The organism is Bradyrhizobium sp. NBAIM18, from assembly GCF_020193825.1.
Classification (GTDB): domain Bacteria; phylum Pseudomonadota; class Alphaproteobacteria; order Rhizobiales; family Xanthobacteraceae; genus Bradyrhizobium; species Bradyrhizobium yuanmingense.
In genome coordinates this window covers 54,889-79,784 of the sequence record NZ_JADYVO010000016.1, presented here as the reverse complement: position 1 = coordinate 79,784, position 24,896 = coordinate 54,889, and the positions used below count along the sequence as shown (strand labels likewise).

Sequence of the window (24,896 nt, the reverse complement as noted above, 5' to 3'; positions counted from 1 at the left end):
GTATGACGGGGACAGGGGCATCCTGGTTCATGACATCTCCACAATTGCCGGCGGTCGTTGAGCCCGCCCGACTGACGGCCGCGCTGCGCCGGGGCGGCGCGCTGGATGCAGGCGCCGTCCGCGAGGTGAAGGTGCTGCATCAGCGCGATACAGTGGTGTCGCATATCGTCAGGCTCGGGCTGCGCTATGTCGGCGAGTCCGCCGGTGCTCCGCAGTCGCTGATCCTCAAGACTCCCAATGCCGCTTTCGCCGCGAGCCTCGCCAATGGCGGTCGGCGCGAGGTGGACTATTACACGCAGCTGGTGCCGCAGATGCCGGCGGGACTCGCGCCGCGCTGCTTTGACGGACATTTCGACGAGGACGGCCCCACCTGGCATCTGCTGTTGGAGGATCTCACCGACAGCCACGAGATCGCGACAACCTGGCCGGTGCCGCCGGCGCGCGAGCAGACGTTCGCCATCGTCACCACGCTCGCACGCTGGCATGCAGCCTGGTGGGACCATCCGAGCCTCGGCGAGACCCTCGGCACCTGGGCCAGCGTGGAGGACAGCGCGCAACGCATGGAGACGTTCGCGGGGCATTACGACCGCTTTGCCGATCTTCTCGGCGATCGCCTCAGCGAAGAGCGGCGGATCCTCTACCGTCGGCTCATCGATCAGGCGGAGCGGCTGTCCCAGCGTTACCATTCACGCCGCCACCTCAGCATCACGCATGGCGACGCCCATGTCTGGAATTTCCTGCTGCCGCGTACGGGCGTCGATGACACCGTGCGCATCTTCGATTTCGATCTCTGGAGCATCAACGTTCCGACCCACGACCTCGCCTACATGATGGCGATGCATTGGTATCCGGAACGCCGGCAGGCGCTCGAACGGCTGCTGCTCAATCTCTACCACGACACGCTGGTCGAGAGCGGCATCACCGGCTACACGCGCGGCGCGCTCGACCGCGACTATCGCTGGGCGGTGCTCTGGCAGATCATGCGGCCGGTCTGGCAGTGGAGCATCAACATCCCGCCGCTGATCTGGTGGAACAATCTGGAGCGGGCGTTTGCGGCCGTGGATGATTTGGGCTGCGAGGAGCTGCTATAGCGGGCGCTCCGATGCCGATGTCGTCCCGGACAAGCGCGCCCAAAGCGCGAGCCGATCCGGGACCCATACTCCCGGAATGCAGTCGTGTTGCGAAAGTGATAACTCCGGGTGCCCGCATCTGCCGGTGGCTATGGGTCCCGGATCTGCGCTGACGCTTGTCCGGGACGACAGCGGAGGTTGTCGATCGAGCGTGTCTACTCCATCACCGCATGCTCCGGCCCCGCCGCCTGCTTGCGCAGCGTGGCTTTGGTCGAGCCGATCAGCAAAGCGAGCGGGATGGTGCAGAGGATGAAGAGCATCACCAGCTGGTAGTCGTGCGCGAAGGCGATGATCTGCGCCTGCACGTTGACCATTCTGTCGGCCATGGCGCGGCCGGTGTCGGTCGACAGATTGATGATGCCGCTGACGCCGGGCATCTGCAGTGCGTGGTTGAACGGGTTGATGTGCTCGGACAGGATCGCGTAGGTCCATCGCGTGCCTTGCGTCAATTGCGCGATGACGACGGAAATGCCGACCGAGCTCGCGACGTTGCGCATCAGGGTCAGCATCGCGGTGCCGTCGGTGCGCAGCTCGTTCGACAGCGTCAGGAACGCCACGGTCGAGAGCGGCACGAAGACGAGGCCGAAGCCAAAACCCTGGATGACGCTGACGGTGACGATCTCCGGCACCTGGGTCAGATCGGTCCAGCCGGTCATCTGGAACAGCGAGCCCGCCGTTAGCGTCAGGCCGCAGATGATCAGCGTGCGCGCCTCGATATAACGCATCATGCGGCCGACCAGCATCATGGCGAAGAAGGTGCCGATGCCGCGGGTCGCCAGCAGCAGGCCGGCGGTGATGATGGGATAGCCGATCACGTTCTGCATGTAGGGCGAGGCGAGTGCCATGGTCGAGAACAGGACGAGCCCCATCACGATCATGAACAGGCAGCCGGTGACGAAGTTGCGGTCCCGGAACAGGGCGAAGCGGATGAACGGGGTCGAGGTCGTGAAGGAATGCGCGAGGAAGAAGTAGAACGCGACGGCCGAGACGATGAACTCGGCGAGGATCTCGTTCGATTCCAGCCAGCCCAATTGCTCGCCGCGGTCGAGCGCGAGCTGCAGCGCGCCGATCGCAACCGCCAGCGCGGCGAAACCGAACCAGTCGAATCTGAGGCTGATGTTCTTCTCGGTCTCGTCCATGAAGACGATCAGCCCGAGCACGGTGATGATGCCGAACGGCAGGTTGACGAAGAAGACCCAGTGCCAGGAATAGGTCTCGGTGAGCCAGGCGCCGAGCGAGGGGCCCATGATCGGGCCCATCATCACGCCCATGCCCCAGATCGCCATCGCCTTGGCGCGTTCCTGAAGCGTGTAATAGTCGAGCATGACCGATTGCGACAGCGGCACCAGCGCTGCGCCGAACACGCCCTGCAGCAGGCGGAACAGCACCATCTGGTTGATGTCCTGCGCGAGGCCGCACAGCACCGACGCCATGGTGAAGCCGGCCGCGCAGATGATGAAGATGCGCTTGCGGCCGAAGCGATTGGCGATCCAGCCCACCGGCGCCGTCATGATCGCGGCGGCGACGATGTAGGAGGTCAGCACCCAGTTGATCTGGTCCTGCGAGGCCGACAGCGTGCCCTGCATGTAGGGCAGCGCGACGTTGGCGATGGTGGTGTCCAGCGCCTGCATGATGGTCGCGGTCATGGCGCAGATCGTCACCATGTTCCGGCGCAGGCCGGGGACCATCAGGCTGCCGGACATCGTGCCAATCCTTATTCTTTATCCTGGCCCGCGGTCGCGGACAGGCCGAGCAGGCCGGCGAGCGAGCGCCGATGGCCGGTGTCGATGGTGGCGTAGACGCTCATGCCGGCCTTCAGCTTCCGCACATATTTGTCGGTCTCGTCGAAATAGATGCGGATCGGCACGCGCTGCACCACCTTGACGAAATTGCCCATGGCGTTCTGCGGCGGCAGGATCGCGAATTGCGCGCCGGTGCCGGGCGAGAGCGAGCCGATCTTGCCCTTGAAGACATGGTTCGGGAACGCGTCGACCTCGAGCGTGACGGACTGGCCTTCGGTGACATAGGTGAGGTCGCTCTCCTTCGGATTGGCGTCGACCCAGGGATGGGCGATGTCGATGATGGAGAACACCGGCGTGCCGGCGGGCACATAGCGGCCGAGCTGAATCTGCTCGACCTGCGTCGCCACTCCATCCATCGGCGCGCGCAGCACGGTGTGGTCGAGGTTGCGCTGCGCGTCATCCAGCTTGGCTTTTGCCTGAGCGTAGGGCGGGAATTGCTCGAGCGGCAGGTCGGGGTTGCCGAGCAACTGGGTCTTTGCGTTGGAGAGCTGCTGCTTGATGTATTGCGCCTGCGCCCCGGCGGTGACCAGCGCATTCGAGGCGTTGTCGAGGTCGAGCTGCGAGCCGAAATTGTTCTTCACCAGCGCCTGCTTGCGCTCGACGTCGCGCTGCTTCAGATCGATGCCCTGCTGGGCGAGGCCCAGCATGTCGCCATAAATCTTGATGTTGGCGACGAGGTTGTCATAGGTCGTGCGCGCCTGCGCGAGCTGCGCCTTGGCCTCCTCCACCGCCAGGCGGAACGGAACAGGGTCGATCTCGAACAGTTCGTCGCCCCGCTTGACTGACTGGCCTTCCTTCACGATCACTTTCAGGATCTTGCCGGAGATGTCGGGCGTCACCAGCACCTTCTGTGCGCCGACATAGGCATCGTCGGTGCCGACATAGCGGCCCCCATGCAGATAGAAGGTGACGCCGCCGATGGCGACAATGACAGGCAGCACGACCAGGAGCAGGAAACGGCGATAGCGGCGCAGGCCCGCCAGCAGGCGGCGGCGCGGATCGGTGCCGGCCTTCTTGGTCGGCTTGCCGCTGTCGCTCTTCTGCTCGGGCTGCAACTTGACGACCTGATCAGCCATGGCGCTGCTCCTTGCGTGCTTGCTCCGCGCCGGATGCCTGGATCGCGGTTCGCACGTTTTCCTTGATGGTTTCGAGCTGGGTGAGGAGGCGATGTGCATCCGCCGGATTGATGCCGTCGAGTGCGTTCGCCGTCAGCTCCGACTTCAGGCCGCTCATGCGGCCGAGCAATTGCCGCCCGGCCTTCTTAAGGTACAGGCGCTTGACCCGGCGATCCGAAGCGTCGCTGCGGCGCTCGATCCAGTCATTGTCGCAGAGCTTGTCGATCAGCCGCGTCAGCGTGATCGGCTGCATCTCCAGGAGCTCGGCGAGCTCGGACTGCTTCATGCCCTCGCTGCGCTCCACCTTGGCCAGCACCGCCCATTGCGCCCGGGTGATGCCGAAGCGCGACGCCTCCTTGTCGGCATAGACGCGCAAGAGGCGATAGAGCTCACCGAGCGTGAACAGGAAATTCTGGTCAACCGACCCGCGGCTCATGAGCGTCGTCTCCAATAAGCTTGGATATTATAAGCAAGCTTATGATTTTTCACGGGCCGGTGGCGCGGTGCTGTCCCGCGGGAGGAGCATGGCTGGCAGCCGGACGGCTCGTCGTGCTTTGGGTTCCCCCGCCGAAATGCTAGAAGACGGCGACATGAGCCTCGCAAAGCCGGCATTCCCCGCGCCTGACCATGATCACGGCCGCTGCACCGCGGACGCGCTCGCGCATGCCGAGGTGGTCTGCCAGCAGCGAGCGCAGAAATTCACGCCGATCCGCCGCCAGGTGCTGAGTGCTTTGCTCTCCAGCCACCGCCCGCTCGGCGCCTACGAGATCATCGACGAGCTCGCCAAGTCGATGGCGCGGCCGGCACCGATCACGATCTATCGTGCGCTTGATTTCCTGATGGCCAACGGCCTCGTGCATCGCATCGAAAGCCGCAACGCCTATCTCGCTTGCGCAGCCCACGACCACGATTCGACCTCCGCGGTGGCGTTCCTGATCTGCGAGCGCTGCGGCCTCGTCGGCGAGATCTCCTCGGCGTCCTTCGCCAAGGACCTCAACGCCGCCGCGCGCAGCTCAGGCTTCGCGCCAAAGCTGTCTGTGGTGGAGATCACGGGCGTCTGCACGCATTGTCAGAAAATGTCTTGAAGCAACAACGGCGCAAAGCCGGATTTTTGGGAAGAAATGTCCGCACCTCAAGCCATACCGTCCGCCGGCCGTCCCCTCAGTGCCGGCGCCATCGCCCTGATGCTCATGCTGTGCCTGACCTGGGGATTCAACCAGATCGCGGTGAAGCTGGTGCTGCCGGACATTCCGCCGATGCTCCAGGCCACCATCCGCTCGATGGGCGCGCTGCCGGTGCTGTTCCTCATCGGCACCTTTCGCGGTGTCAAATTCTTCGAGAATGACGGCACCTGGAAGCCGGGCCTGATCGCCGGGCTGATGTTCGGCATCGAATTCGTGTTGATCTTCCAGGGGCTGCACTTCACGTCTGCTTCCCGTGCGGTGGTGTTCCTCTACACCGCGCCGTTCTTCGTGGCGCTCGGCTCCTACCAGGTGCTCGGCGAGCGTCTCGGCGCCTCGCAATGGCTCGGCCTTGCCATCAGCTTTGCCGGCGTGGCGCTTGCGATCGGCGTGCCCCAGCCCAATGTCGATTCGCAGGTTCTGCTCGGCGATCTCATGATCGTCGGGGGCGCCGCGTTGTGGGCCGCGACGACGCTGGTTGCCAAGGGCACGCGGCTGCGCTTCGCCGCGCCCGAGAAGGCCCTGGGTTATCAGGTCGCGACCTCGATCCCGATCCTGGGGCTGGCGGCCTGGCTGTTCGGCGAATCCATCACCCACACTCCGTCGCCGCTGTCGCTCGGCCTGATGGCGTTCCAGGCGATCTGGGTGGTCGGAACCACGTTCACGCTTTGGTTCGCGCTCGTGAAGGCCTATTCGGCCAGCAAATTGTCCGCTTTTACCTTCATCACCCCTTTGTTTGGCGTGGTGGGTAGCTATTTCATCATGCATGACACCCTGAGCCTGACATTCGGGGCCGCAGCGGTCCTTGTAATTGCTGGGCTTTTTCTGGTTAACCGTCCCAGCCCATCGGTTGCGGCGCCGCGCGATGCATTGCTGAACGTCACCAAAACCTGATATTTGGACCACCATGAACAAGCTCGAAAACCCTCTCGATTCAGACATTGCGGGCCCGGCGCCCCGGCACCGGACCACCCAGGTCAAGGTCGGCAACGTCGCCGTGGGCGGCGGTGCGCCGATCGTCGTGCAGTCGATGACCAACACCGATACCGCCGATGTCGAAGGCACCATCGCCCAGGTCGCAGCGCTCGCGCGCGCCGGCTCCGAGATGGTCCGCATCACCGTGGACCGCGAGGAGGCCGCAGCCGCCGTTCCGCACATCCGCGACGGCCTCGCCAAGCGCGGTATCACCACGCCCTTGATTGGCGACTTCCACTATATCGGCCACAAGCTGCTCGCGGCCTATCCGGCCTGTGCGGAAGCACTGGCCAAATACCGCATCAATCCCGGCAATGTCGGCTTCAAGGACAAGCGTGACACCCAGTTCGCCGACATCATCGAGATCGCGAACAAGAACAACAAGCCGGTGCGCATCGGCGCCAATTGGGGCTCGCTCGACCAGGAGCTTTTGACCAAGCTGATGGACGAGAACGCGGCCTCGCCCAATCCGCGCGACGTGCGCGCGGTGACGCGCGAGGCCATGGTGCAGTCGGCGCTGCTCTCGGCGGCGCGCGCCGAAGAGCTCGGCATGCCCAAGGACCGCATCATCCTCTCGGCAAAAGTCTCGGCGGTGCAGGATCTCATCGCGGTCTATCAGGATCTCGCGTCCCGTTCGGACTACGCCATCCATCTCGGTCTCACCGAGGCCGGCATGGGCTCGAAGGGCATCGTGGCGTCCTCGGCCGCGCTCGGCATCCTCTTGCAGCAGGGCATCGGTGACACCATCCGTATCTCGCTGACGCCCGAGCCCGGCGGCGACCGCACCCGCGAGGTGCAGGTCGGCCAGGAGCTCCTGCAGACCATGGGCTTCCGCACTTTCGTGCCGCTGGTTGCCGCCTGCCCCGGCTGCGGCCGCACCACCTCGACCACGTTCCAGGAGCTGGCCCGCTCGATCCAGGATTTCATCCGCGACGAGATGCCGACCTGGAAGACCAAATATCCCGGTGTGGAAGAGCTCAACGTCGCGGTGATGGGCTGCATCGTCAACGGCCCCGGCGAGTCCAAGCACGCCAATATCGGCATCTCGCTGCCCGGCACCGGCGAAGCGCCGGCCGCGCCCGTCTTCGTCGACGGTAAGAAGTTCCGCACGCTGCGCGGTCCCACCATCTCCGCCGACTTCAAGGCGCTGGTGATCGACTACATCGACCAGCGCTACGGCCAGGGCGCCAAGGTGCCGGCGCCTGCGGCGGAGTAAGCATCTCTTCAACATCGGAATCGTAGGGCGGGTTAGCGCAGCATAACCCGCCTTATTTTTGCGGACGCGAAGTGGCGGGTTACGCTTCGCTAACCCGCCCTACGTTGCTACGATGGCTCCCAATCAAAAACGATCGGGAGACACGCCATGAGCTCACTCGCCGGCAAGCAGGGCCCGCGCTATCGTCACACCGCGGACGAAGGCGCGCCTTATGAGACCATCGCCGTCGAAAAGCTCACTCCCATCATCGGCGCGGAAATCAGTGGCGTCGATATCGGCAAGCTCGTCGATGGCGATGCCCGCTCCAACCGGCAGATGGACGAGATCCACCGCGCGCTCGCCGAAAACCTCGTCATCTTCTTCCGCGACCAGCACATCACGCCGCAGCAGCACCTCGCCTTCGGCCGCAAGTTCGGCGAGCTGCATTTTCATCCCGCCGCCCCGCATGAGGACGAAGACCCCGCCTTGATGAAGATCTATGCTGACAAGAACTCGCCGCGCGCCAATGGCGAGGGCTGGCACTCCGACGTCTCCTGCGATCTCGAGCCGCCGATGGGCTCGATCCTCTACATCAAGCAATGCCCGCCGCGCGGCGGCGACACGCTGTTCGCCAACATGTATGCGGCCTATGAGGCGCTGTCGGAGCGCATGAAGGCCTATCTCCATGGCTTAACGGCGCTGCATGACGGCGAGCCGATCTATCGCGGCCTCTATGCCAATTATGGCGTTGCCGATCGTCCCTCCTATCCCCATGCCGAGCATCCCGTCGTGCGCACGCATCCGGTCACCGGCAAGAAGGCGCTCTACGTCAACCGCGGCTTCACCCGCCACATCAACGGCATCCCGCGCGACGAGAGCGACGCGATGCTTGCCTATCTCTACCAGCACGCCGAAAACCCGCTGTTCCAGTGCCGCTTCCGCTGGACCGAGAACGCCATCGCGTTCTGGGACAACCGCTGCACCCAGCACCGCGCGATGTGGGACTACTGGCCGCACACACGCTCGGGCACGCGCGTGACGGTGAAGGGAGAGAGGCCGGTCTAATGGGCCGGGCTCGGGAGACCAACATCAATCAGTCGGCTTCGCGCAAAGGAAAGCCCCGGACGCGAGACCGGGGCTTCGTTTGTCGAAGAAGTGCCAAAGTCAGTATTTGGCGACGATCGGGCCACCGAAGCGGTAATTGATGCGGGCGGTGACAATGTCGACATCCTGGCGGATCGTATCACCGCGCGTGACCCCCGGAACGATCGACGAGCTAAAGGTGATGTCGCGATGGCCCATGAACAGGTGATCGTATTCGAGCGCCAGCGACCAGTTCGGCGCAAAACCGAATTCGAAGCCGGTGCCTACGACGCCGCCCCAGCGGGTCTCGTTGGCGCGATCAAACACCAAGTCGATGCTGGTGATCACGCCCTCGTACTTGTCGTGGGTGACGGCGGCGCCGCCCTTCACGTACCAGAGAACGTTGTTCCAGCTGTAGCCGACCTGGCCGGTGAATAGGCCGAGCGCATCAACCTTGGAGCGGTTGGTAAAATTGCCGTAGAACAAGCTGGAATTGGAGCCGGTGAAGTCGGCCCAGTTGCCCTGCGCCTCAACACCGAACACCCAATTGGTGGCCTGCCAGCGATAGCCGATCTGACCACCGACGGTGGCGCCGCTCGCATTGTGGCAGCCTTCCCGGAAGGGCGGCGCAACGGTGAAGCCGGCATCGTTGTAGATATCCCAGCACTTGTCGGCCCAGCCACCACCGCCGTTGATGCCGACGTAGAAGCCGCTCCAGTCGTAGATGGGGGCGATTGCGGGTGCCTTGGTGTAGGGTCGGGCTGCAAGGTCAGCGGCCGACGCCGCGCCTGTGAACAGCGCCATCAGAGCGGCGGTTGCGAATGCGAGTTTCTTCATTTGACCCCGTAGACATTCAATGGACGATTCGAATTCAAACCCCGCCCTAAATACCGGCTAGTTGCGCGTCCGTCCGTCGCTCCGCCGCAACAGTCGCCGACAATCTCCGCGAGCGTGGGAATCGCGCGATTGCCAGTGTGCCGAATCGCGCAACGACACGATCGGCATTTTCATTTTGTCTCAATTACTTAGTTGCCGACGCGATGTCGACCTGATCGCCCAAGACAAGGGGGCGCCCTGGGTCAGACCGCGCGTTGACGCTCGGACCTCCCTGCGTCAAGGTGATCAAAAGCAAAAAGCGCCGCCGAAGGTCGCGTCATCTTTCGTCCCGGAAGACTACAACTTCCTCACCGAAAGCGGTGCCGGCACCGGCATGCGTGAGCAGCAGCGGAGTAGCGCTTGAGGCACCTGCGGAGCGTCATCGTCGGGCTGGTCGCCTCGATCGTTCTGTCATCGCTTGCATTCGTCACGGCCGGCGAGGCTGCTATCGCGCGAAAGAGTGCGAGACATGGGCCGAAACCCTCACCTTCGTTCAAGTGCGAGACGCCGAAATTCCGGATCGTCGTGGATGTCGGCCACACGCCGGACTCCTACGGCGCGTTGAGCGCGCGCAATGATCCGGAATTCGGCTTCAACTTCCGCCTCGCGCGGCTGATCACGGCCAAGCTCAAATCCGAAGGCTTTGCCGCAACCCGCCTGCTCGTCACCGACGGCAAGGCACGGCCGAGCCTGTTCAAGCGCGTCGGCGCTGCGAACCAAGGCCGCGCCGATCTGTTCCTGTCGGTCCATCATGATTCGGTGCCGGACAAGCTGCTCGAGACTTGGGAGTTCGACGGCGCAAAGAGCTATTTCAGCGATCGCTTTTCCGGCCATTCGCTGTTCGTGTCGCGGCAGAATCCGCACTTCGCCACCAGCCTGATGCTGGCTCGCATGATCGGCCGGCAATTGAAGCAGCAGGGCCTGCACTATGCGAGCCAGTACACCTTGCCGGTGATGGGCCGCTACCGGCGCCAGCTGCTCGACAAGGACGTCGGCGTCTATCGCTATGACAGCCTAGTCGTGCTGTCGCGCACGCGCAGCGCCGCCGTGCTGCTCGAGGCCGGCTCGATCATCAATCGCGACGAGGAAATGGAGATGAACTCGCCGGAGCGACACGAGGCGGTCGCACAAGCCGTCGCGGCCGCGATGAGGGAGTTTTGCGAGAAGCGGTAGTTGGCTCAGGTCGTTCAGCGCTCCGTCATTGCGAGCGCAGCGAAGCAATCCAGAGTCTTTCCGCGGCGGCAGTCTGGATTGCTTCGCTGCGCTCGCAATGACGAGGAAGCTACAGCGGCCCGGCCCGATATTCCCTATTCGCCAGGCTCGCCTCCTCCAGATCCAGATCGCGCTCGATCCGCCGCCGCGTCTCGTCGGTGATCTGGCCGTCGCGCAGGAGGTTGTGGATGAATTTGCGCTCGGCGGCGATCAGGTCGCGGGTCAGAGCGGTGCCGGCGGCAGAGATGTCGTGACGGTTGGGATCGAGCGAGTCCGGGAGCTGGTTGAGGCGGATGTCGTGGCGGGCGCGCAGCAGCCGCATCACCTCGTCGGAAACCTCTTTTTCCGCCGTGAGCGCGTCGAGCGATTTCAGCGCGGCCTCCAGCGCCTGACGGCGCGCGGCGATCTCCGCTTCGTGCTCGGCGGCATGCTCGTGACGACCGGCTTCGGCGACGCCGAGCCACCGCACGATCGGCGGCAGCGTCAGGCCGACGCCGATCAGCGTCACGAAGATGACACCGAAGGCGACGAACAGGATCAGGTCGCGATACGGAAACGCCTCGCCATTCGGCAGCGTGAACGGCAGCGCCAGCGCGGCGGCCAGCGACACCGCGCCGCGCACGCCGGTGAAGGCGAGCACGAATGGCCATTGCCATGGCGGCGAAGGATCGCGCTCGCGCAGCGACCTGGAGAGCATTCGCGGCAGATAAGTTGCGGGATAGAGCCAGGCAAAACGCGCGATCACGACGATCACCAGGACCAATGCGGTTGCGATGAGAATGTCGTCGAGCGGAAAAGTCTTTGATTTCTCGTAGAGCGCGCGCATCTGGAAGCCGGTGAGCAGGAACAGCATGCCCTCGATCAGGTAGATCACGAGATCCCAGAAGAAGATGCCTTGCAGGCGCGTCGCCGAGGAGATCAGCAATGGGCCGTTCCAGCTGACATAGAGCCCGCAGGCCACCGTTGCGATCACGCCGGAGCCGCCGACATGCTCGGGCAGCCAGTACGAGACATAGGGCGTGATCAGCGACAGCGTCAGCTCGACCTGCGGATCTCCAGACCATTTGCGAAGGCGCAAGGAGAGCCAGCCGACGCCGATGCCGAAGGCGATCTCGCCGGCGACGATGAGGAGGAATTCACCGGCCGCGAGCGGCAGTGAGAAGTGGCCGACGAGGATCGCGGCGAGCGCGAAGCGATAGAGGATCAGTGCGGTGGCATCGTTGGCGAGACCTTCGCCTTCGAGCACGACCAGGATGCGGCGCGGCATGTTCAGCCGGCGGGCGATCGCGAGCGGCGCCACCACATCGGGCGGCGCGACGATGGCCCCGAGCAGGAAGCCGACGGTCCAGGGCAGGCCGATCATGTAGTGTGTGGCGGCCGCCACCATCGCCGTGGTGAAGATCACGGCGCCGACCGCGAGCAGCACGATCGGACGCAGGTTCTTCTTGAATTCGCGCCAGCTCATCGCGACGCTGGCCGAGTAGATCAGTGGTGGCAGCACCACCAGCAGCACCAGCTCCGGCGGCAGCTCCACAGTCGGCATGCCCGGCACGAAAGCGAGGCCGACGCCCGCCAGCATCAGCAGGATGGCAGGGGCGACGTTGAAGCGTCGCGCGGCCAGTGCCACGCCTGCCAGCACGGCCAGCAGGATGAGAAAGGTCTGAAACTTCGCTTCCATGATGGTCTGTCTTGACCCGGAAGCGACGGCTAGGTCAATGCGCGGCTCACGCCAGCCGTTCGGCCACCATCCGCCCAATCCGCGCGAACGCGGATGTGATCTGCGCCGCGCTCGGCGTGCCGCCCTGGGTATAGGCCGCGATCAGGATCGGCGTATCCGGCTTCGGCCAGGCGACCGCGATGTCGCCCGAGGCGTCCTTGCCGTTGTTGCCGGTCTTGTCGCCGATCTTCCAGCCTGCCGGGAGTCCGCCACGCAGGCGATTTGCGCCGGTCTTGCAGTTCACCATCCAGTCGGTGAGCAGGACCCGCGAAGCAGGTGACAGCGCCTCGCCCGTGACCAGCCGGCGCAAATTTCCCGCCATCGCCGCCGGCGTCGTTGTGTCCCGGGGGTCGCCGGGCTGCGAGCGGTTGAGCTCGGGCTCGTTGTGGTCGAGCCGCGAGGTGGTATCTCCGATCGACCGCCAGAAGGCGGTCAGCGCGGCGGGGCCGCCGATCCGCGCCAGCAGCAGATTGGCGCAGGTGTTGTCGCTGAGCTCGACGATGGCCTTGCACATCTGGCCGACCGACATCTTGCCGGCCGCGAGATTTTCCCTCGCCACCGGCGCGTATTCCAGCAGATCCGCCTGGCCATAGGGGATCATGGCCGCGAGCTGCTCCTCGCCGCGATCGACCCGCGCCAGCACGTTGGCGGCGAGCGAAGCCTTGAACGTCGAGCACATCACGAACCGTTCGTCGGCGCGCCAGGCGAGCTTCTTGCCGGTTGCGAGATTCTCCGCATAGAGCCCGATCCGCCCGCCGCTCTCGCGCTCGTAGGATTCGAATTCTGATGGGGCATCCCCGGCGAGCGCAGGAGAGGCGGTCAACCAGGCGAATGAGGCGAGCAGGGAGCGGCGGTCGACAAGCATGGTGATTTCCAGGCGAGCAGAGGTGGGAGATGGAGCGGACGCTGCCGCGTCGTCATTGCGAACGCAGCGAAGCAATCCAGACTGTCTCCGCGGTGAGATTCTGGATTGCTTCGCTGCGCTCGCAATGACGGAGAATTGGATAGCGAGTGCGTCCGAATTCGGGCAGCAGGACGGCGCCCGTCACTCCCTCAAATCATATCGGTATGACTTCGACACGATCTGCCAGCCGTCGGCGAGCTTCATCGCCACGAGATAATCGGTGAAATAGCGCGGCGGCAGCTGGCAGCGCACCTTGATGAAGGCGGTCTTGTCGTCCGAACGGTCGATGGTGACGATGAAGTCCTCGCGCGGCTTGCCTTCGGCCTTGGCCGAGGCGCGCTTGCGCACGCGGTCGAGCCAGTCCGGCACAGTCAGAACCTGGAGCTCGCCCTTTTCGACCCAGCGCAGATCGGCGGAGGGATGGAAGATGGCGCCGAGCTTGTCGGCGTTGCCCTCGTAAAGTCCGTCAAAATAGGATTGCACGACGGCTTCGACGCTCGACCGGTCCTGGCTCATGGATCGTTCCTTTGCATGATGGCTTCGGGCCAACTTAGTCGTACACGTCGAAATGCGCTATGGGTGTGTCAGCGATTTGAGTGAAGGCGTCACGATGACAGAATCAGAAAATTCGAACGCTCGCATTCTTGTCGGCGAATGCTTTTGCCGCGCCGTGCGCTTCGAGGTGGCCGATGCGTTCGCCTATGCGATGAACTGCCACTGCTCGAACTCCCGGCGCACCACCGGTGCCGCCTTCAAGCCCTTCGCCGGCATCCGGCAAGACCGGCTCCGCATTGTCAAGGGTTGCGACCTCCGGATGATCTTCGGCGACGACACCGCCCACGACGCGCATTGTGGCCGTTGCGGCTCGCTGCTCTATTCCCGGGTCCGAGAAGGAGAGTGGGTCCACGTCGCCATGGGAACCCTGGTCGATGCCCCCTCGATCCGGCCGAGCGCCCATATTTTCGTTGGCTCGAAGGCGCCCTGGCATGAAATTACGGACGACCTGCCGCAATATCGGGAGCACATCGGGGTTGTCTGACGGAACCCGGTCCGCACCGCCGCTCGGTGGCGAACCGCGACAGCGCTGGCGCGACAAACAAGAGAGGTCGTACGGCCTGCCGCCGGGGTCCGCTTCGTGACCTCCATCACAAGCGCCGGCGGAGGATGTTGCTAAAGCGGTCCCAAAGGGCCGGACGGCCCGGAACCTATCGGAAGTCGTGTCATGCGCAGCTTGCTCAGACTTTGTCCGCTTTTCGTCGCCCTCGGCCTGATGTTCGGCGCCGGGCCGGCTTTTGCTGGAAAACGCGTGGCGCTGGTGCTGGCCAATTCGGCTTATCAGCACGCGCCCTCGCTCGCCAATCCTGTCAATGACGGGTCGGTGATGGCCAAGACCCTGAAGGAGGCCGGCTTCGACGTCGTCGACTCCCGGCACGATCTGTCGGCGCTGGAGACACGGCGCGTGCTCCGCGACTTCGCCGACGCGACCCGCGACGCCGAAATCGCCGTGGTCTACTACGCCGGCCACGGCATCGAGGTCGAGGGTTCGAACTATCTGATCCCGGTGGATGCCAAGCTCGAGCGGGACACCGACGTTTTTGACGAGGCGCTCTCCCTCGACCGTGTCCTGGTCGCGGTCGAGCCCGCCAAGCAATTGCGTCTGGTGATCCTCGATGCCTGCCGCGACAATCCGTTCAGCAAGCGGATGAAGCGCACGGTCGCTTCGCGCGGCATCGGCCGCGGCCTCGCCCAGGTCGAGCCGTCCAGCCCCAACACGCTGATCGCCTATTCGGCCAAGGCCGGCTTCACCGCGCAGGACGGCGACGGTGCCAACAGCCCGTTCACCATCGCGCTGTCGAAGCATCTGACGACGCCGGGCCTCGACGTCCGCCGCGCCTTCGGCTTCGTGCGCGACGATGTGCTGAAGTCGACCGGCAACAAGCAGGAGCCGTTCGTCTATGGCTCGCTGGGTGGCGAGGACGTGCCGCTGGTGCCGGTCAAGCTGGCGCCGGCGGCGCCCGTAGCCAATCCCCAGGCCGATATCCGCCGCGACTACGAGCTCGCGCTCCAGGTTGGCAACCGGCCGGCGTGGGAAGCCTTCCTCGCCCAGCATCCCGACGGGTTCTATGCGAGCCTTGCCAAGCTCCAGCTCGAGAAGATCGGCGCCGAGCAGGCGCATGCGGCGGCGATCGCGAAAGCGAAGCAGGCCGAGGCCGAGCGCGACCGCCTTGCTGCGCTCGGCGCGCAGAAGGATGCGCAAGCCAGGGCCGCGGCCGATGCGAAGGCCGCCGAGCAGGCGCAGCTTGCTGCGCAGAAGGCGAAGGAGCAGGCACAGCAGCAGGCGGCCGCCGCCGAGCAGCAGCGCGTCAACCTCGCCGCCACGGCGCCGGGCGTTGCGCCGGGCAACACCACGAGCGCCTCCGGCACCAACGTCGCCGCGCTCACCCCGGCGACCGCGCCGGCTGACCTCAACCGCTCGGTGCAGAGCGAGCTCGGCCGCGTCGGCTGCTTCTCCGGGCAGGCCGACGGCAATTGGAATACGTCCTCGCAGCGGTCGCTGTCGCAGTTCAACCGCTATGCCGGCACCAAGCTCGACGTGAAGGTGGCGAGCACCGATGCACTCGATGCGGTCAAGGCCAAGCCGTCGCGGGTCTGCCCGCTGGTCTGCGAGCACGGTTTCAAGGCCGAAGGCGACAAGTGCACCAGGATCGTTTGCGGCAACGGCTATGTGCTGAACGACGACAATGAATGCGAGAAGAAGCGCGCCGCCAAGCCCGCGTCAAAGCCCGCGACCTCGCGGCGCGACGACGGCGAGGACCGCCCCGCGCGGCAGCGGGCCGGTGCTGCAGCGGGCGGCTACGGTGCAGCCGCGGCGGCTGGCGCGGGTCGTGCATCGAGCGGCAGTGGTCAGATCTTTTGCAACGCTCTGCTCTGCCGGCCGGTCAGGCCCGGTTGCCGCCTCGTTTATCGCGGCGGCGGCGGCCCCCACGTCGACGCCAATGTCGAGGTCTGCAACTGAAATGGCACGGCCTTCCTGACCACTCGAACAATAACCTAAAGCGCGACGACGATTCATCCTGATCGCATCGCGCTTTAGCTCAGTTCTTCCGCTCGGCCACGAAACGCGCGGCGGCCTGCAACACGGCGGCGCGGTCGCCGAAGATCGAGACGGCGCTGTCGGCGCGCGCGAGCAGGTCGCGCACGCGCTGCTTGGCGCCTTCGATCCCGAGTTGGGTCACGAAGGTGGTCTTGCCGAGCGCGGCATCGGCGCCGGCCGGCTTGCCGAGCGCGGCCGCATCGCCCTCGACGTCGAGCAGATCGTCGGCGATCTGGAAGGCTTCGCCGAGCGCGCGGCCGTAATCGTCGAGCGCCTGATATTCCGCCTTCGAGGCCTGGCCGAGGATCGCGCCGGCAATGCAGCCGTAGCGCAAGAGCGCGCCGGTCTTCATCTGCTGGATACGGGCGACGTCGATCGGCTCGTTGCCGCCAAAGCGGCCTTCGCCGGCGAGATCGAGGATCTGGCCACCGACCATGCCGCCGATGCCGGCGCAGCGCGCCAGTGCACGCGTCAAGAGCAGCCGCACATTGGCGTCGCGATGGACCTCGTCGCGGGTGATGATATCGAAGGCGAGCGTCAGGAGGCCGTCGCCGGCGAGGATCGCGGTGGCGTCGTCGGTTTGCTTGTGCAGGGTGGGGCGGCCGCGGCGCAGGTCCGAATTGTCCATGGCCGGCAGGTCGTCATGGATCAGCGAATAGCAATGGATGCATTCGAGCGCGGCGCCCACGAGCAGGGCCGCCTCGCGCGGCACGCCGAACACGGCGGCGCTCTCGACCACCAGGAACGGCCGCAGGCGCTTGCCGCCGTTGAGGCTCGAATAGCGCATTGCGTCCATCAGTCGCTTGGGCCGGGCGATTTCGTCATGCAGGATGTCGTCCGACAGCAGGCGCCCGAGCAGGGCTTCGGTGTCATCAGCGGTCTTGTCCAGACGTTTGGCGAAATCGGACGGGGACGTGCCGGTCATCAAGAAGGGCTCCAGAACTAAAATTCGGCGGGACAATCCTTTATGCGCCCGCGCCAGTCAATCGTTTGGAAGGCCTAAAAAGTGCTGGAAAAGGCCCGAATTATCACAGACTTAATGCTCCAGCCCGTGGCCGCTCGTCAGTTCGTGCCGGAAAGGTCGATTTGCGCATCGTCAAAATCCTGCTGGTGGTGCTCGCGCTCGTGGTCCTCGCGCCCTATGTGATTGCGCCGTTCTACCGCACCGGCCACCCAGTTTCGACGCTGATGGCCTGGCGCAGCCTGCGGGGCGCGCCGATGCAGCGGGAGTGGATCGATCTCGCTGATATGTCGCCCTCTCTGCCGCGCGCGGTGGTGGCGGCCGAGGATGCCCATTTCTGCAAGCATCACGGCATCGATTGGGGGGCGCTGCGCGAGGCGATCGACGACGCCAGGGAGGACGGCACCGCCTTCCGGGGCGCCTCCACCATCACCCAGCAGGTCGCGAAGAACCTGTTCCTGTGGCAGGGGCGCGACTTCGTTCGCAAGGCGCTCGAATTCCCGCTGGCGCTTTGGATCGACCTTGTCCTGCCGAAGCAGCGGATTCTCGAAATCTACCTCAACATCGCCGAGCTCGGCCCGCAGGGGCAGTTCGGGGTCGAGGCGGCCAGCGCCTATGCCTTCGGCAAATCGGCCGAAAGCCTCTCGCCCCGCGAGGCGGCGCTTCTGGCCTCGATCCTGCCGAATCCGGTCAAGCGCAGCGCCCGGACCCCGGGACCGGGCGTCCGGCGGCTGGCAGCCACCTATATGGCGCGGGGGCAGGCGAGCTCGCTTGCGACCTGTTGGCGGGAAAATCGTTGATTTTTGGCCCGTTCCGGGCGCATTTTCCGGCCCAAGAGCCTAGCTTTAGGGCCAGCCTTCCTCTATAAGCGCGGCCTTGATCGGCATTCAGCTCGCCTCGTTATTTGCGGGTGCTGAGCCGTCCCTTCGCGGACGATGCCCTGATGACACCAATCCCTAGAGGATATTGAAATGGCCGTTCCGAGAAGAAAAACCTCGCCGTCGCGCCGTGGCATGCGCCGCTCGGCGGACGCCATCAAGAAGCCGACCTATGTGGAAGACAAGGACTCCGGCGAGCTCCGTCGTCCGCACCATCTCGACCTCAAGACCGGCATGTACAAGGGCCGCCAGGTCCTGAAGAAGAAAGAGTCCTGAAGCCAGGATCTTTCTCGGGCGGGAGATCGGACCCGCCCCATTCGGCCAACCCATGAGATAGACGGTGATGGCGGCGGAGCAGATGCTTCGCCGCTGCATTGTTCTGTCCGGATATCTTGATCGAGAAGGCATCAAGCCGATGGTCGGTTTCCCGCTGCTCCTGATTCCGCTCGCGGTCTACAACATCATCGCCTTCCTGATGCCGACCGTGTCCTTCACGGACGTGCTGTTCAAGGTGCCTATGGTGTCCGGAGAGGTCTGGCCGGTCACCCTCGCCGATCTCCTGCTCGCGCTCGGCGTCGTCTTGCTGCTGTTAGAGGTGGTCAAGGGTGCGCGGCCGGGCTCGAAATTCCTGATGGATCATTTGCTGTCGCTGATCATCTTCGGCGCGGCCGCTGCCGAATTCGTGATGTGGCCCAAATTCGGCAACTCCACCTTCTTTCTGCTGGTGCTGCTGGCGATGGCGGACTTCTTCGCTGGCATCGCCCAGCGCACGCGCCGCCGCGTCACCTATGTCGCCGAGACCACGGTGCCGGCCCCTCGTAAGGCCAAGCGCAGGGCCGAAGTGCCGGCGGAGGACGTGGAGTCCGAGCGCAAGTTCGAGCCGGTGATCGCGCCGCAGCCGGCGCCGGCCGCGCCTACCGCGCAATCCGTCGCCGAATCCGTGCTGATGGATCACCCGGCGCCAAAGCCGGCGCAGACCGCGCCCTCGCCGGAAATTCCCTCGCCGCGGCTGCAGCCGGGCAACGGCACACCGTCTTCCGACACGCCGCCGCGCTGATTTCTCTGAATTGGCTCGCATCTCACCGCCGCGGCAGTGTGCTCCCTCGCCCCGTTCTTACGGAGAGAGGGGCGTCTCTCTCCGCGGATGCGATAGCCGTGGGACCTCTACCCCTCACCCGGATCGCACCGGACGATGCTTCGCATCGCCGAGGCGATCCGACCTCTCCCCGCAAGCGGCGAGAGGTAAGAAGCGCGCTCTCACTTCAATCAATCTTAAGCCACCTGCCGCGTACGCGCGCTGACGGTTCCGAGCGGGCGCTTGCTGCCATAGGCCATCAGCGCATCCTCGGAAGAGGCGCGGCGGAGGCGGCTCGTTTGCGGCAGCTGCTCGGCATTGGCGATCAATTGTGTGACGAAGCTCGGATCGGGGCGCGGCAGCGGCGCCTTGCGGACCCACTGCAACGTCGGCATCAGCGGCACCAGGGCCGTGCCTGTGCCGTTGTCCGCCGCGTCCGATCGATCAGCACCCAACATCGCAATCACCGTTGATCCGGCGAGACTGTCGCGTTTCGGGACGCAGGCGCCGGTGCGAGTCCTGTACTCGCAAGGCCTATGCCGGCCGAGCCGGATTGGTTCCGACGCCTTCGGAAACGTGGTTTCCAAATTGTTTATCAACTTTGCCTAGGTTCGGCAGCGAATCTGGCTCTATCCTGTGCCGGCTCAGGACTTCTCCACTGTCCCGAAACGAGGCGACTTTGACCCCTGGATTGCCGCAAGCCTCCGACATCCTGGCCGCGCTCGGTCAGGCCGTGTTCGCCTGGGACATCGCCAGCGATGCCATCGTCTGGGGTGAGCAGGTCAGCGCCGTTTTCCCCGGCATTCCCGCCGAGCGGCTTTCGACCGGCGCCGAATTCGCCAAGCTGATCGAGCCCGCGCAAACGCTGCGGACGGCGGCGCTGGCACTGACGTCCCCGGTGCACGGCGCCGACGGCACCCCTTACCGAATCGAGTACGGCGTGCGCATGAGCGCCTCCGATCCCGTGATCTGGATCGAGGAGACCGGCCGCTGGTTTGCTGGTCCCGACGGTCGTCCCACGCGAGCGATCGGCTCCGTCCGCATCAACAATGAGCGCCACGCCCGGGACGAGGAATTGAGCAGGCTGGCCCGGCTCGATCCGCTGACCGGCGAGCTCAACCGCTCGCATCTGATCGCGGCGCTGGCCGAGGCGATCGAGGAGACGACGCGCTTCCGCTCGACCGCCGCCTTCATGCTGGTCGGCATCGATCATCTCGCGCGCGTCAACGATGCTTTCGGCTTCGACGTCGCCGACGCCGTGATCCTCGACGTCGCCAAGCGCATTCGCGCGCGCCTGCGCGGCGGCGACGTGCTGGGGCGCTTCTCCGGCAACAAGTTCGGCCTGATCCTGAAGAACTGCACCGTCGACGACATGAACGTGGCCGCCGAGCGCTTCCTCGCCGGCATCCGCGACGAGGTGGTGCCGACCAAATCCGGTCCGGTCTCGGTCACCGCCTCGATCGGCGCGGTCAGCCTGCCGCGTTATGCCCGGAACACCGACGAGGCCGTCAACCGCGCCCACGAGACGCTGGACGCCGCCAAGCGCCGCCGCTCCGGCTCATTCGCGGCCTGGCGTCCGGATGCCGCGCGCGACGCACAGCGCCGCGTCAACATCCGCGTCACCGACGAGATCGTCACCGCGCTCAACGAGCGCCGCATCAGGCTCGCCTATGAACCCGTGGTCTCGGCTGTCTCGCGCGAGCGCGCATTCCATGAATGCCTGGTGCGGATGGACCAGGGCGACGGCCAGGTGCTGCTCGCGCCCGACATCGTGCCGGTCGCCGAACGGCTCGGCCTGATCCGCCTGGTCGATCACCGCGTGCTCGAGCTCGTGGTCGCCGAGCTTGCGGCGGCGCCCGACGTCTGCCTCAGCCTCAACATCTCGCCGGATACGACCATGGATCCGGACTGGTGGGCGGGGATCGAATCGCTGATGCTGGCCCATCCCGGCGTTGCCGAGCGGCTGATCGTCGAGATCACCGAGACGGTCGCGATCCAGGACGTCGACGACGTCCGCGCCTTCGTCAGCCGCCTCAAGCATTTCGGCAGCCGCATCGCCATCGACGATTTCGGCGCCGGCTACACCTCGTTCCGCAATTTGCGCAAGCTCGGCGTGGACATCGTCAAGATCGACGGCGCCTTCGTGCAGAACATCACCCATTCCGCCGACGATCGCGCCTTCGTGCAGACTCTGATCGACCTCGCTCGCCGCCTCGACATTAAGACCGTCGCCGAATGGGTGCAGGGCGACGAAGCCGCAAACATGCTGCGCGACTGGGGCTGCGACTACATCCAGGGCCGCCTGATCGGGCTGGCTTCGGCGGAGCGCCCGTGGGGCCTGCCGTCGGATGCGCTGCCTGCGGCGAGCTGAGATGGCGTAGGGTGGGTTAGCCGAAGGCGTAACCCACCACTTTACCGTCCGCGTCGAGAGAGAAGCGGTGGATTACGCCTTCGGCTAATCCACCCTACAGACTACGAGATCTCCTCACGCTCCCTCGTCCAGCGCCACCAGCTCGCGCTTCTTGCGCAGCGACGGCAGCAGCGGCGCGATCAGCAGCACCAGGGCAAACACAAGACACACTGCCGAGATCGGCCGCTGCACGAAGGTCCAGAGATCGCCCTGCGACAGGATCAGTGACTTGCGCAAATTGTTCTCCATCATCGGACCCAGCACGAAGGCCAGCACCAGCGGCGCGGGCTCGTAGCCGAGCTTGCGCATGAAATAGCCGATGATCCCGAACGCGATCATCACATAGACGTCGAACACGTTGTTGCTCGAGCAGTAGACGCCGAGGATCGTGAACAGGATGATCAGGGGGAACAGGATGTTGTAGGGCAGCTTGAGCAGCTGCACCCACATGCCGATCATCGGCAGGTTCAGGATCAGCAGCATGACGTTGCCGATATACATGCTGGCGACGATGCCCCAGAACAGGCCGGGGTTCTGCGTGATCATCAGCGGGCCCGGCTGCAGGCCGTGAATGACGAAGGCCCCGAGCAGCAGCGCCATCACCACGTTCGGCGGGATGCCGAGCGTCATCAGCGGAATGAAGGCGCCGCCGGCTGCGGCGTTGTTCGCCGATTCCGGGCCGGCGACGCCCTCGATCGCGCCGTGGCCGAACCTTTCAGGGGTCTTCGACAGCCGCTTCTCGAGCGCGTAGGACGCGAATGACGAGACCACGGCGCCGCCGCCCGGCAGGATGCCGAGGAAAAAGCCGAGGATGGTGCCGCGGCCGACCGGACCGGCGCTCGCCTTCCAGTCCTCCTTGCTCGGCAGGAGATGGGTGATCCTGGTGTTGATGACGTCGCGCTTGATCGCCTGCTCGGTGTTAAGCAGCACCTCGGCGACGCCGAACAGGCCCATCACCACGGGCACGAGGCCGATGCCGTCGATCAGCTCCATGCGGCCGAAGGTCAGTCGCGGCTGCGCGGTGATGCTGTCGAGCCCGATCAGCCCGAGCACGACACCGATGCACGCCATCAGCAATGCCTTCGGCATCGATCCCTGGGTGAGGAAGGTGAGCACGACGAGGCCGAGCACCATCAGGCTGAAATACTCGGCCGGGCCGAAGGCAATGGCGAGACTGGCGAGCTTCGGCGCCACCAGCATCAAGGCGACCAGCGCAAAGGTGCCGGCAGCGAAGGAGCCGAACGCGGCGATGCCGAGCGCGGGGCCCGCGCGGCCCTGCTTCGCCATTTGGTGGCCGTCGATGCAGGTGACGACGGAGGCCGCCTCGCCGGGGATGTTGACCAGGATCGATGTGGTCGAGCCGCCATACATCGACCCGTAATAAATGCCGGCCATCATGATGATGCCGGATTCCGGCGTTCCCGACAGCGTCACCGGTAGCAGCAGCGACATCGCCGAGATCGGGCCGATGCCGGGCAGCACGCCGACCAGCGTGCCAATGAACACGCCGATGAAGCAGTAGAGCAGGTTGATCGGCAGCAGCGCGACGCCGAATCCATGTGCCACGTTGACAAGCGTATCCATGGGGGTCAGCCGATCCCGAACAGGCCTGACGGCAACTGGATCAACAGCAGCCGCTTGAGCACCCACCACATGCCCAATGGCACCAGCACCGCGATCGGAACGGCAAGGGTCCAGCGCACCGGATCGATCAGCCGCAACAGCAGCAGCATCAGCGGGATCGATGACAGCAGGAATCCCAGCGGCTCCAGCGCGAAGGCGAATGCAGTGAGGCAGGCGATGAGGACAAGCGGCTTGCTCCAGCGCACGTTCTCCCAGCGCGAGGCCAGCGTCGGCCCACCCTCGGTGATCGCCGAGACGATGATCGCGCCCGCGAACACGCACATCAGGATGCCCGTGTAGAACAGCACATAGCCGGATCCGGGATCGTTGATGGTGCCGAGCCTGAGCTTCAAGCCCGACCAGATCACGAAGCCGCCGAGTGCGAGCCCGATCAGCCCGCCCCAGAGTTCGGAGTTGCTGAGGCGGAGCTTGACGTTGGTTGGATCGTTCATCGATTCTCTCTCGTGCCCCGGACGCAGCGCAGCACCGCAAGTTGCGTTCATGCACGTCTTCGACGTGCTATGGCAGGTGCGCTGCAGAGCCGGGGCCCATGCGTGTGGGCGAAGAAGATGGGTGCCGGCACTGCGCAGCAGCGTTGCACGCTGCAGCGCGTCCGGGACACAAGCAGCGCGGTCTTACTTCTTCGCGAGCCCGAGCGTCTCGATCACTTTGCGCTCGGATTCCGTGACCTCGACGATGAATTTCTTGTAATCCTCGGTGCTCTTGTAGTTCGGCACCATGTCGTATTTGGCGAGCGTCGCCACCACCGCGGGGTCTTCGACCGCCTTCTTGAAGGCGTCGTGCAGCTTGGCCACGATCTTGGGATCCATCCCTTTCGGTCCTGCAATGCCGAACGGGGAATCATACACCATGGGATAGCCGAGCTCCTTCAGCGTCGGCACGTCGGGATAGTTCGGCGAGCGTGCGCCGGTCCACACCATCAGGAGCCGCAGCTTGCCGGCGTCGACCAGCGGCCGCCATCCCGTGGAATCAGCCTGCAGCATGGTGTGCTGTCCCAGTACGGCGGCGTTAGTCTCCGCGCCGCCCTTGAAAGGGACCTGCGTCAACTTGATGCCGGACATCGCGGCGATCTGCTCCATGCCGATATGCAGCGAGGTGCCGGCGCCGGGCGTGGCGTAGGTTACCTTGCCCGGATTCGCCTTTGCGAACTCCACCACGTCCTTCCAGCTCTTGAATTGCGATTCCGCACTCGTGGTCACGCCGAAAGTGTAGCCGGTGAGATGGACGATATAGGTGAAATCCTTTGTCGGATCCCACGACACCTCCTGCATCAAGGGCAGGCGAAACACGGTGATCGGGATCTGTGAGATGGTATAGCCGTCCGGCTTCGCCGCCGCGGCCATCGTCGCCGGCCCGACCGTGCCGCTGCCGCCGGCCTTGTTGTCGATCACGATCGGCTGGCCCAGCACCTTCGAGGCGCTGTCGGCGATCGCGCGCATCGAGAGATCAGTCGATCCGCCGGCCGGCCAAGGCACGATCAACGTGATCGGCTTCGTTGGATAGTCCTGCGCATTGACCGCAGTGGAGAGCAATAAGCCCATGACGGCGTGCACCGCGGCAAATGCAATCGTCTTCAGCCCGTATCCCGACATCGAAAGCCTCCCTCGCGGCGGCCTCTCTGGGGGCGCCGTCTCTCGTTCCGAG

General features: G+C 64.9%; 24 protein-coding genes. 12 read left to right on the top strand and 12 right to left on the bottom strand.

The features are described from left to right. Positions 1 to 29: 29 nt before the first annotated feature. Positions 30 to 1,091 (top strand): ecdysteroid 22-kinase family protein, encoded by a 1,062-nt coding sequence (locus I6F17_RS27695; RefSeq protein ID WP_225126197.1) that lies wholly within the window; start codon positions 30 to 32, stop codon positions 1,089 to 1,091. Between the two features lie 194 nt (positions 1,092 to 1,285). Here I6F17_RS27695 and I6F17_RS27690 read toward each other — a convergent pair whose 3' ends face one another. Genes I6F17_RS27690 through I6F17_RS27680 form a run of 3 tightly spaced genes read right to left on the bottom strand, consistent with a single transcriptional unit; the run spans position 1,286 to position 4,483 of the window. Then, positions 1,286 to 2,833, bottom strand: coding sequence for an MDR family MFS transporter (locus I6F17_RS27690; RefSeq protein ID WP_225126198.1), 1,548 nt, complete (start codon positions 2,831 to 2,833; stop codon positions 1,286 to 1,288). 11 nt (positions 2,834 to 2,844) lie between these two features. After that, a complete protein-coding gene (locus I6F17_RS27685; protein WP_225126201.1) occupies positions 2,845 to 4,008 on the bottom strand; it encodes an HlyD family secretion protein in 1,164 nt (387 codons plus the stop codon). After that, positions 4,001 to 4,483, bottom strand: a complete 483-nt coding sequence (locus I6F17_RS27680) for a MarR family transcriptional regulator (protein ID WP_036002289.1) — start codon at positions 4,481 to 4,483, stop codon at positions 4,001 to 4,003. Before I6F17_RS27680 ends, I6F17_RS27685 begins: the two co-directional genes overlap by 8 nt. A 154-nt stretch (positions 4,484 to 4,637) precedes the next feature. Here I6F17_RS27680 and I6F17_RS27675 point away from each other — a divergent pair, with 154 nt between their 5' ends. From I6F17_RS27675 to I6F17_RS27660, 4 genes are all read left to right on the top strand, one after another. Beyond that, positions 4,638 to 5,132 carry a transcriptional repressor gene (locus I6F17_RS27675; RefSeq protein WP_036038532.1) on the top strand — a complete coding sequence of 165 codons (495 nt, stop codon included), beginning with the start codon at positions 4,638 to 4,640 and terminating at the stop codon, positions 5,130 to 5,132. A 36-nt stretch (positions 5,133 to 5,168) separates the two neighbouring features. Then, on the top strand, positions 5,169 to 6,122 hold the full coding sequence (locus tag I6F17_RS27670; protein WP_036038531.1) for a DMT family transporter: 954 nt from the start codon (positions 5,169 to 5,171) through the stop codon (positions 6,120 to 6,122). A 13-nt stretch (positions 6,123 to 6,135) separates the two neighbouring features. Next, the gene (gene ispG, locus I6F17_RS27665; RefSeq protein ID WP_036038529.1) at positions 6,136 to 7,419 is read left to right on the top strand and encodes a flavodoxin-dependent (E)-4-hydroxy-3-methylbut-2-enyl-diphosphate synthase; all 1,284 of its coding nucleotides are present in this window, start codon (positions 6,136 to 6,138) and stop codon (positions 7,417 to 7,419) included. Positions 7,420 to 7,566: 147 nt separating this feature from the next. Then, a complete protein-coding gene (locus tag I6F17_RS27660; RefSeq protein WP_225126203.1) occupies positions 7,567 to 8,463 on the top strand; it encodes a TauD/TfdA family dioxygenase in 897 nt (298 codons plus the stop codon). Positions 8,464 to 8,562: 99 nt separating this feature from the next. Here I6F17_RS27660 and I6F17_RS27655 read toward each other — a convergent pair whose 3' ends face one another. After that, the gene (locus I6F17_RS27655) at positions 8,563 to 9,318 is read right to left on the bottom strand and encodes an outer membrane beta-barrel protein (protein ID WP_225126215.1); all 756 of its coding nucleotides are present in this window, start codon (positions 9,316 to 9,318) and stop codon (positions 8,563 to 8,565) included. Between the two features lie 399 nt (positions 9,319 to 9,717). Between I6F17_RS27655 and I6F17_RS27650 the strand changes: the two genes are divergently transcribed. Beyond that, entirely contained in the window at positions 9,718 to 10,530 is an 813-nt protein-coding gene (locus I6F17_RS27650) for an N-acetylmuramoyl-L-alanine amidase (protein ID WP_225126217.1), read from the top strand. Positions 10,531 to 10,639: 109 nt separating this feature from the next. Here I6F17_RS27650 and I6F17_RS27645 read toward each other — a convergent pair whose 3' ends face one another. From I6F17_RS27645 to I6F17_RS27635, 3 genes are all read right to left on the bottom strand, one after another. Then, a complete protein-coding gene (locus I6F17_RS27645; RefSeq protein ID WP_225126219.1) occupies positions 10,640 to 12,247 on the bottom strand; it encodes a Na+/H+ antiporter in 1,608 nt (535 codons plus the stop codon). Positions 12,248 to 12,293: 46 nt separating this feature from the next. Then, positions 12,294 to 13,151, bottom strand: coding sequence for a class A beta-lactamase (gene bla / locus I6F17_RS27640; protein WP_225126222.1), 858 nt, complete (start codon positions 13,149 to 13,151; stop codon positions 12,294 to 12,296). A gap of 180 nt (positions 13,152 to 13,331) precedes the next feature. Then, the gene (locus I6F17_RS27635) at positions 13,332 to 13,706 is read right to left on the bottom strand and encodes a nuclear transport factor 2 family protein (protein WP_036038516.1); all 375 of its coding nucleotides are present in this window, start codon (positions 13,704 to 13,706) and stop codon (positions 13,332 to 13,334) included. 94 nt (positions 13,707 to 13,800) lie between these two features. Here I6F17_RS27635 and I6F17_RS27630 point away from each other — a divergent pair, with 94 nt between their 5' ends. Further along, a complete protein-coding gene (locus tag I6F17_RS27630) occupies positions 13,801 to 14,229 on the top strand; it encodes a GFA family protein (protein WP_225126325.1) in 429 nt (142 codons plus the stop codon). 183 nt (positions 14,230 to 14,412) lie between these two features. Next, a complete protein-coding gene (locus I6F17_RS27625; RefSeq protein ID WP_225126225.1) occupies positions 14,413 to 16,206 on the top strand; it encodes a caspase family protein in 1,794 nt (597 codons plus the stop codon). 79 nt (positions 16,207 to 16,285) lie between these two features. On the opposite strand, the gene I6F17_RS27620 is transcribed toward I6F17_RS27625, so the two are convergent. Continuing rightward, positions 16,286 to 17,209 carry a polyprenyl synthetase family protein gene (locus I6F17_RS27620; protein WP_036038510.1) on the bottom strand — a complete coding sequence of 308 codons (924 nt, stop codon included), beginning with the start codon at positions 17,207 to 17,209 and terminating at the stop codon, positions 16,286 to 16,288. Between the two features lie 161 nt (positions 17,210 to 17,370). Here I6F17_RS27620 and mtgA point away from each other — a divergent pair, with 161 nt between their 5' ends. From mtgA to I6F17_RS27605, 3 genes are all read left to right on the top strand, one after another. After that, a complete protein-coding gene (gene mtgA / locus I6F17_RS27615; RefSeq protein ID WP_036002223.1) occupies positions 17,371 to 18,045 on the top strand; it encodes a monofunctional biosynthetic peptidoglycan transglycosylase in 675 nt (224 codons plus the stop codon). 171 nt (positions 18,046 to 18,216) lie between these two features. Beyond that, on the top strand, positions 18,217 to 18,399 hold the full coding sequence (gene rpmF / locus I6F17_RS27610; RefSeq protein WP_007598106.1) for a 50S ribosomal protein L32: 183 nt from the start codon (positions 18,217 to 18,219) through the stop codon (positions 18,397 to 18,399). Between the two features lie 139 nt (positions 18,400 to 18,538). Further along, positions 18,539 to 19,180 (top strand): hypothetical protein, encoded by a 642-nt coding sequence (locus tag I6F17_RS27605; RefSeq protein ID WP_225126227.1) that lies wholly within the window; start codon positions 18,539 to 18,541, stop codon positions 19,178 to 19,180. A gap of 215 nt (positions 19,181 to 19,395) precedes the next feature. Here I6F17_RS27605 and I6F17_RS27600 read toward each other — a convergent pair whose 3' ends face one another. Continuing rightward, positions 19,396 to 19,656 (bottom strand): hypothetical protein, encoded by a 261-nt coding sequence (locus tag I6F17_RS27600; RefSeq protein ID WP_036038508.1) that lies wholly within the window; start codon positions 19,654 to 19,656, stop codon positions 19,396 to 19,398. Positions 19,657 to 19,877: 221 nt separating this feature from the next. On the opposite strand from I6F17_RS27600, the gene I6F17_RS27595 reads away from it, so the two are divergent. Then, positions 19,878 to 21,569: a bifunctional diguanylate cyclase/phosphodiesterase gene (locus tag I6F17_RS27595; RefSeq protein WP_225126230.1), complete on the top strand. Its 1,692-nt coding sequence runs from the start codon at positions 19,878 to 19,880 to the stop codon at positions 21,567 to 21,569. A gap of 114 nt (positions 21,570 to 21,683) precedes the next feature. Here the strand turns inward: I6F17_RS27595 and I6F17_RS27590 are convergent, their stop codons facing one another. The 3 genes from I6F17_RS27590 to I6F17_RS27580 all read right to left on the bottom strand — a co-directional run bounded on the left by I6F17_RS27590 (position 21,684) and on the right by I6F17_RS27580 (position 24,844). After that, a complete protein-coding gene (locus I6F17_RS27590) occupies positions 21,684 to 23,192 on the bottom strand; it encodes a tripartite tricarboxylate transporter permease (protein WP_225126232.1) in 1,509 nt (502 codons plus the stop codon). Positions 23,193 to 23,197: 5 nt separating this feature from the next. Then, complete coding sequence (locus tag I6F17_RS27585) at positions 23,198 to 23,683, bottom strand: tripartite tricarboxylate transporter TctB family protein (RefSeq protein WP_225126234.1); 486 nt, start codon at positions 23,681 to 23,683, stop codon at positions 23,198 to 23,200. A 183-nt stretch (positions 23,684 to 23,866) separates the two neighbouring features. Next, the gene (locus I6F17_RS27580; RefSeq protein WP_225126237.1) at positions 23,867 to 24,844 is read right to left on the bottom strand and encodes a tripartite tricarboxylate transporter substrate binding protein; all 978 of its coding nucleotides are present in this window, start codon (positions 24,842 to 24,844) and stop codon (positions 23,867 to 23,869) included. Between the last annotated feature and the right edge of the window lie 52 nt (positions 24,845 to 24,896).

What these genes read in the sequence shown, in the direction of transcription:
- I6F17_RS27695 (WP_225126197.1), top strand. Translation starts at nt 30, where the DNA reads ATGACATCTCCACAATTGCCGGCGGTCGTTGAGCCCGCCCGACTGACG.
- I6F17_RS27690 (WP_225126198.1), bottom strand. Translation starts at nt 2,833, where the DNA reads ATGTCCGGCAGCCTGATGGTCCCCGGCCTGCGCCGGAACATGGTGACG.
- I6F17_RS27685 (WP_225126201.1), bottom strand. Translation starts at nt 4,008, where the DNA reads ATGGCTGATCAGGTCGTCAAGTTGCAGCCCGAGCAGAAGAGCGACAGC.
- I6F17_RS27680 (WP_036002289.1), bottom strand. Translation starts at nt 4,483, where the DNA reads ATGAGCCGCGGGTCGGTTGACCAGAATTTCCTGTTCACGCTCGGTGAG.
- I6F17_RS27675 (WP_036038532.1), top strand. Translation starts at nt 4,638, where the DNA reads ATGAGCCTCGCAAAGCCGGCATTCCCCGCGCCTGACCATGATCACGGC.
- I6F17_RS27670 (WP_036038531.1), top strand. Translation starts at nt 5,169, where the DNA reads ATGTCCGCACCTCAAGCCATACCGTCCGCCGGCCGTCCCCTCAGTGCC.
- ispG (WP_036038529.1), top strand. Translation starts at nt 6,136, where the DNA reads ATGAACAAGCTCGAAAACCCTCTCGATTCAGACATTGCGGGCCCGGCG.
- I6F17_RS27660 (WP_225126203.1), top strand. Translation starts at nt 7,567, where the DNA reads ATGAGCTCACTCGCCGGCAAGCAGGGCCCGCGCTATCGTCACACCGCG.
- I6F17_RS27655 (WP_225126215.1), bottom strand. Translation starts at nt 9,318, where the DNA reads ATGAAGAAACTCGCATTCGCAACCGCCGCTCTGATGGCGCTGTTCACA.
- I6F17_RS27645 (WP_225126219.1), bottom strand. Translation starts at nt 12,247, where the DNA reads ATGGAAGCGAAGTTTCAGACCTTTCTCATCCTGCTGGCCGTGCTGGCA.
- bla (WP_225126222.1), bottom strand. Translation starts at nt 13,151, where the DNA reads ATGCTTGTCGACCGCCGCTCCCTGCTCGCCTCATTCGCCTGGTTGACC.
- I6F17_RS27635 (WP_036038516.1), bottom strand. Translation starts at nt 13,706, where the DNA reads ATGAGCCAGGACCGGTCGAGCGTCGAAGCCGTCGTGCAATCCTATTTT.
- I6F17_RS27630 (WP_225126325.1), top strand. Translation starts at nt 13,801, where the DNA reads ATGACAGAATCAGAAAATTCGAACGCTCGCATTCTTGTCGGCGAATGC.
- I6F17_RS27625 (WP_225126225.1), top strand. Translation starts at nt 14,413, where the DNA reads ATGCGCAGCTTGCTCAGACTTTGTCCGCTTTTCGTCGCCCTCGGCCTG.
- I6F17_RS27620 (WP_036038510.1), bottom strand. Translation starts at nt 17,209, where the DNA reads ATGACCGGCACGTCCCCGTCCGATTTCGCCAAACGTCTGGACAAGACC.
- rpmF (WP_007598106.1), top strand. Translation starts at nt 18,217, where the DNA reads ATGGCCGTTCCGAGAAGAAAAACCTCGCCGTCGCGCCGTGGCATGCGC.
- I6F17_RS27605 (WP_225126227.1), top strand. Translation starts at nt 18,539, where the DNA reads ATGGTCGGTTTCCCGCTGCTCCTGATTCCGCTCGCGGTCTACAACATC.
- I6F17_RS27600 (WP_036038508.1), bottom strand. Translation starts at nt 19,656, where the DNA reads ATGTTGGGTGCTGATCGATCGGACGCGGCGGACAACGGCACAGGCACG.
- I6F17_RS27590 (WP_225126232.1), bottom strand. Translation starts at nt 23,192, where the DNA reads ATGGATACGCTTGTCAACGTGGCACATGGATTCGGCGTCGCGCTGCTG.
- I6F17_RS27585 (WP_225126234.1), bottom strand. Translation starts at nt 23,683, where the DNA reads ATGAACGATCCAACCAACGTCAAGCTCCGCCTCAGCAACTCCGAACTC.
- I6F17_RS27580 (WP_225126237.1), bottom strand. Translation starts at nt 24,844, where the DNA reads ATGTCGGGATACGGGCTGAAGACGATTGCATTTGCCGCGGTGCACGCC.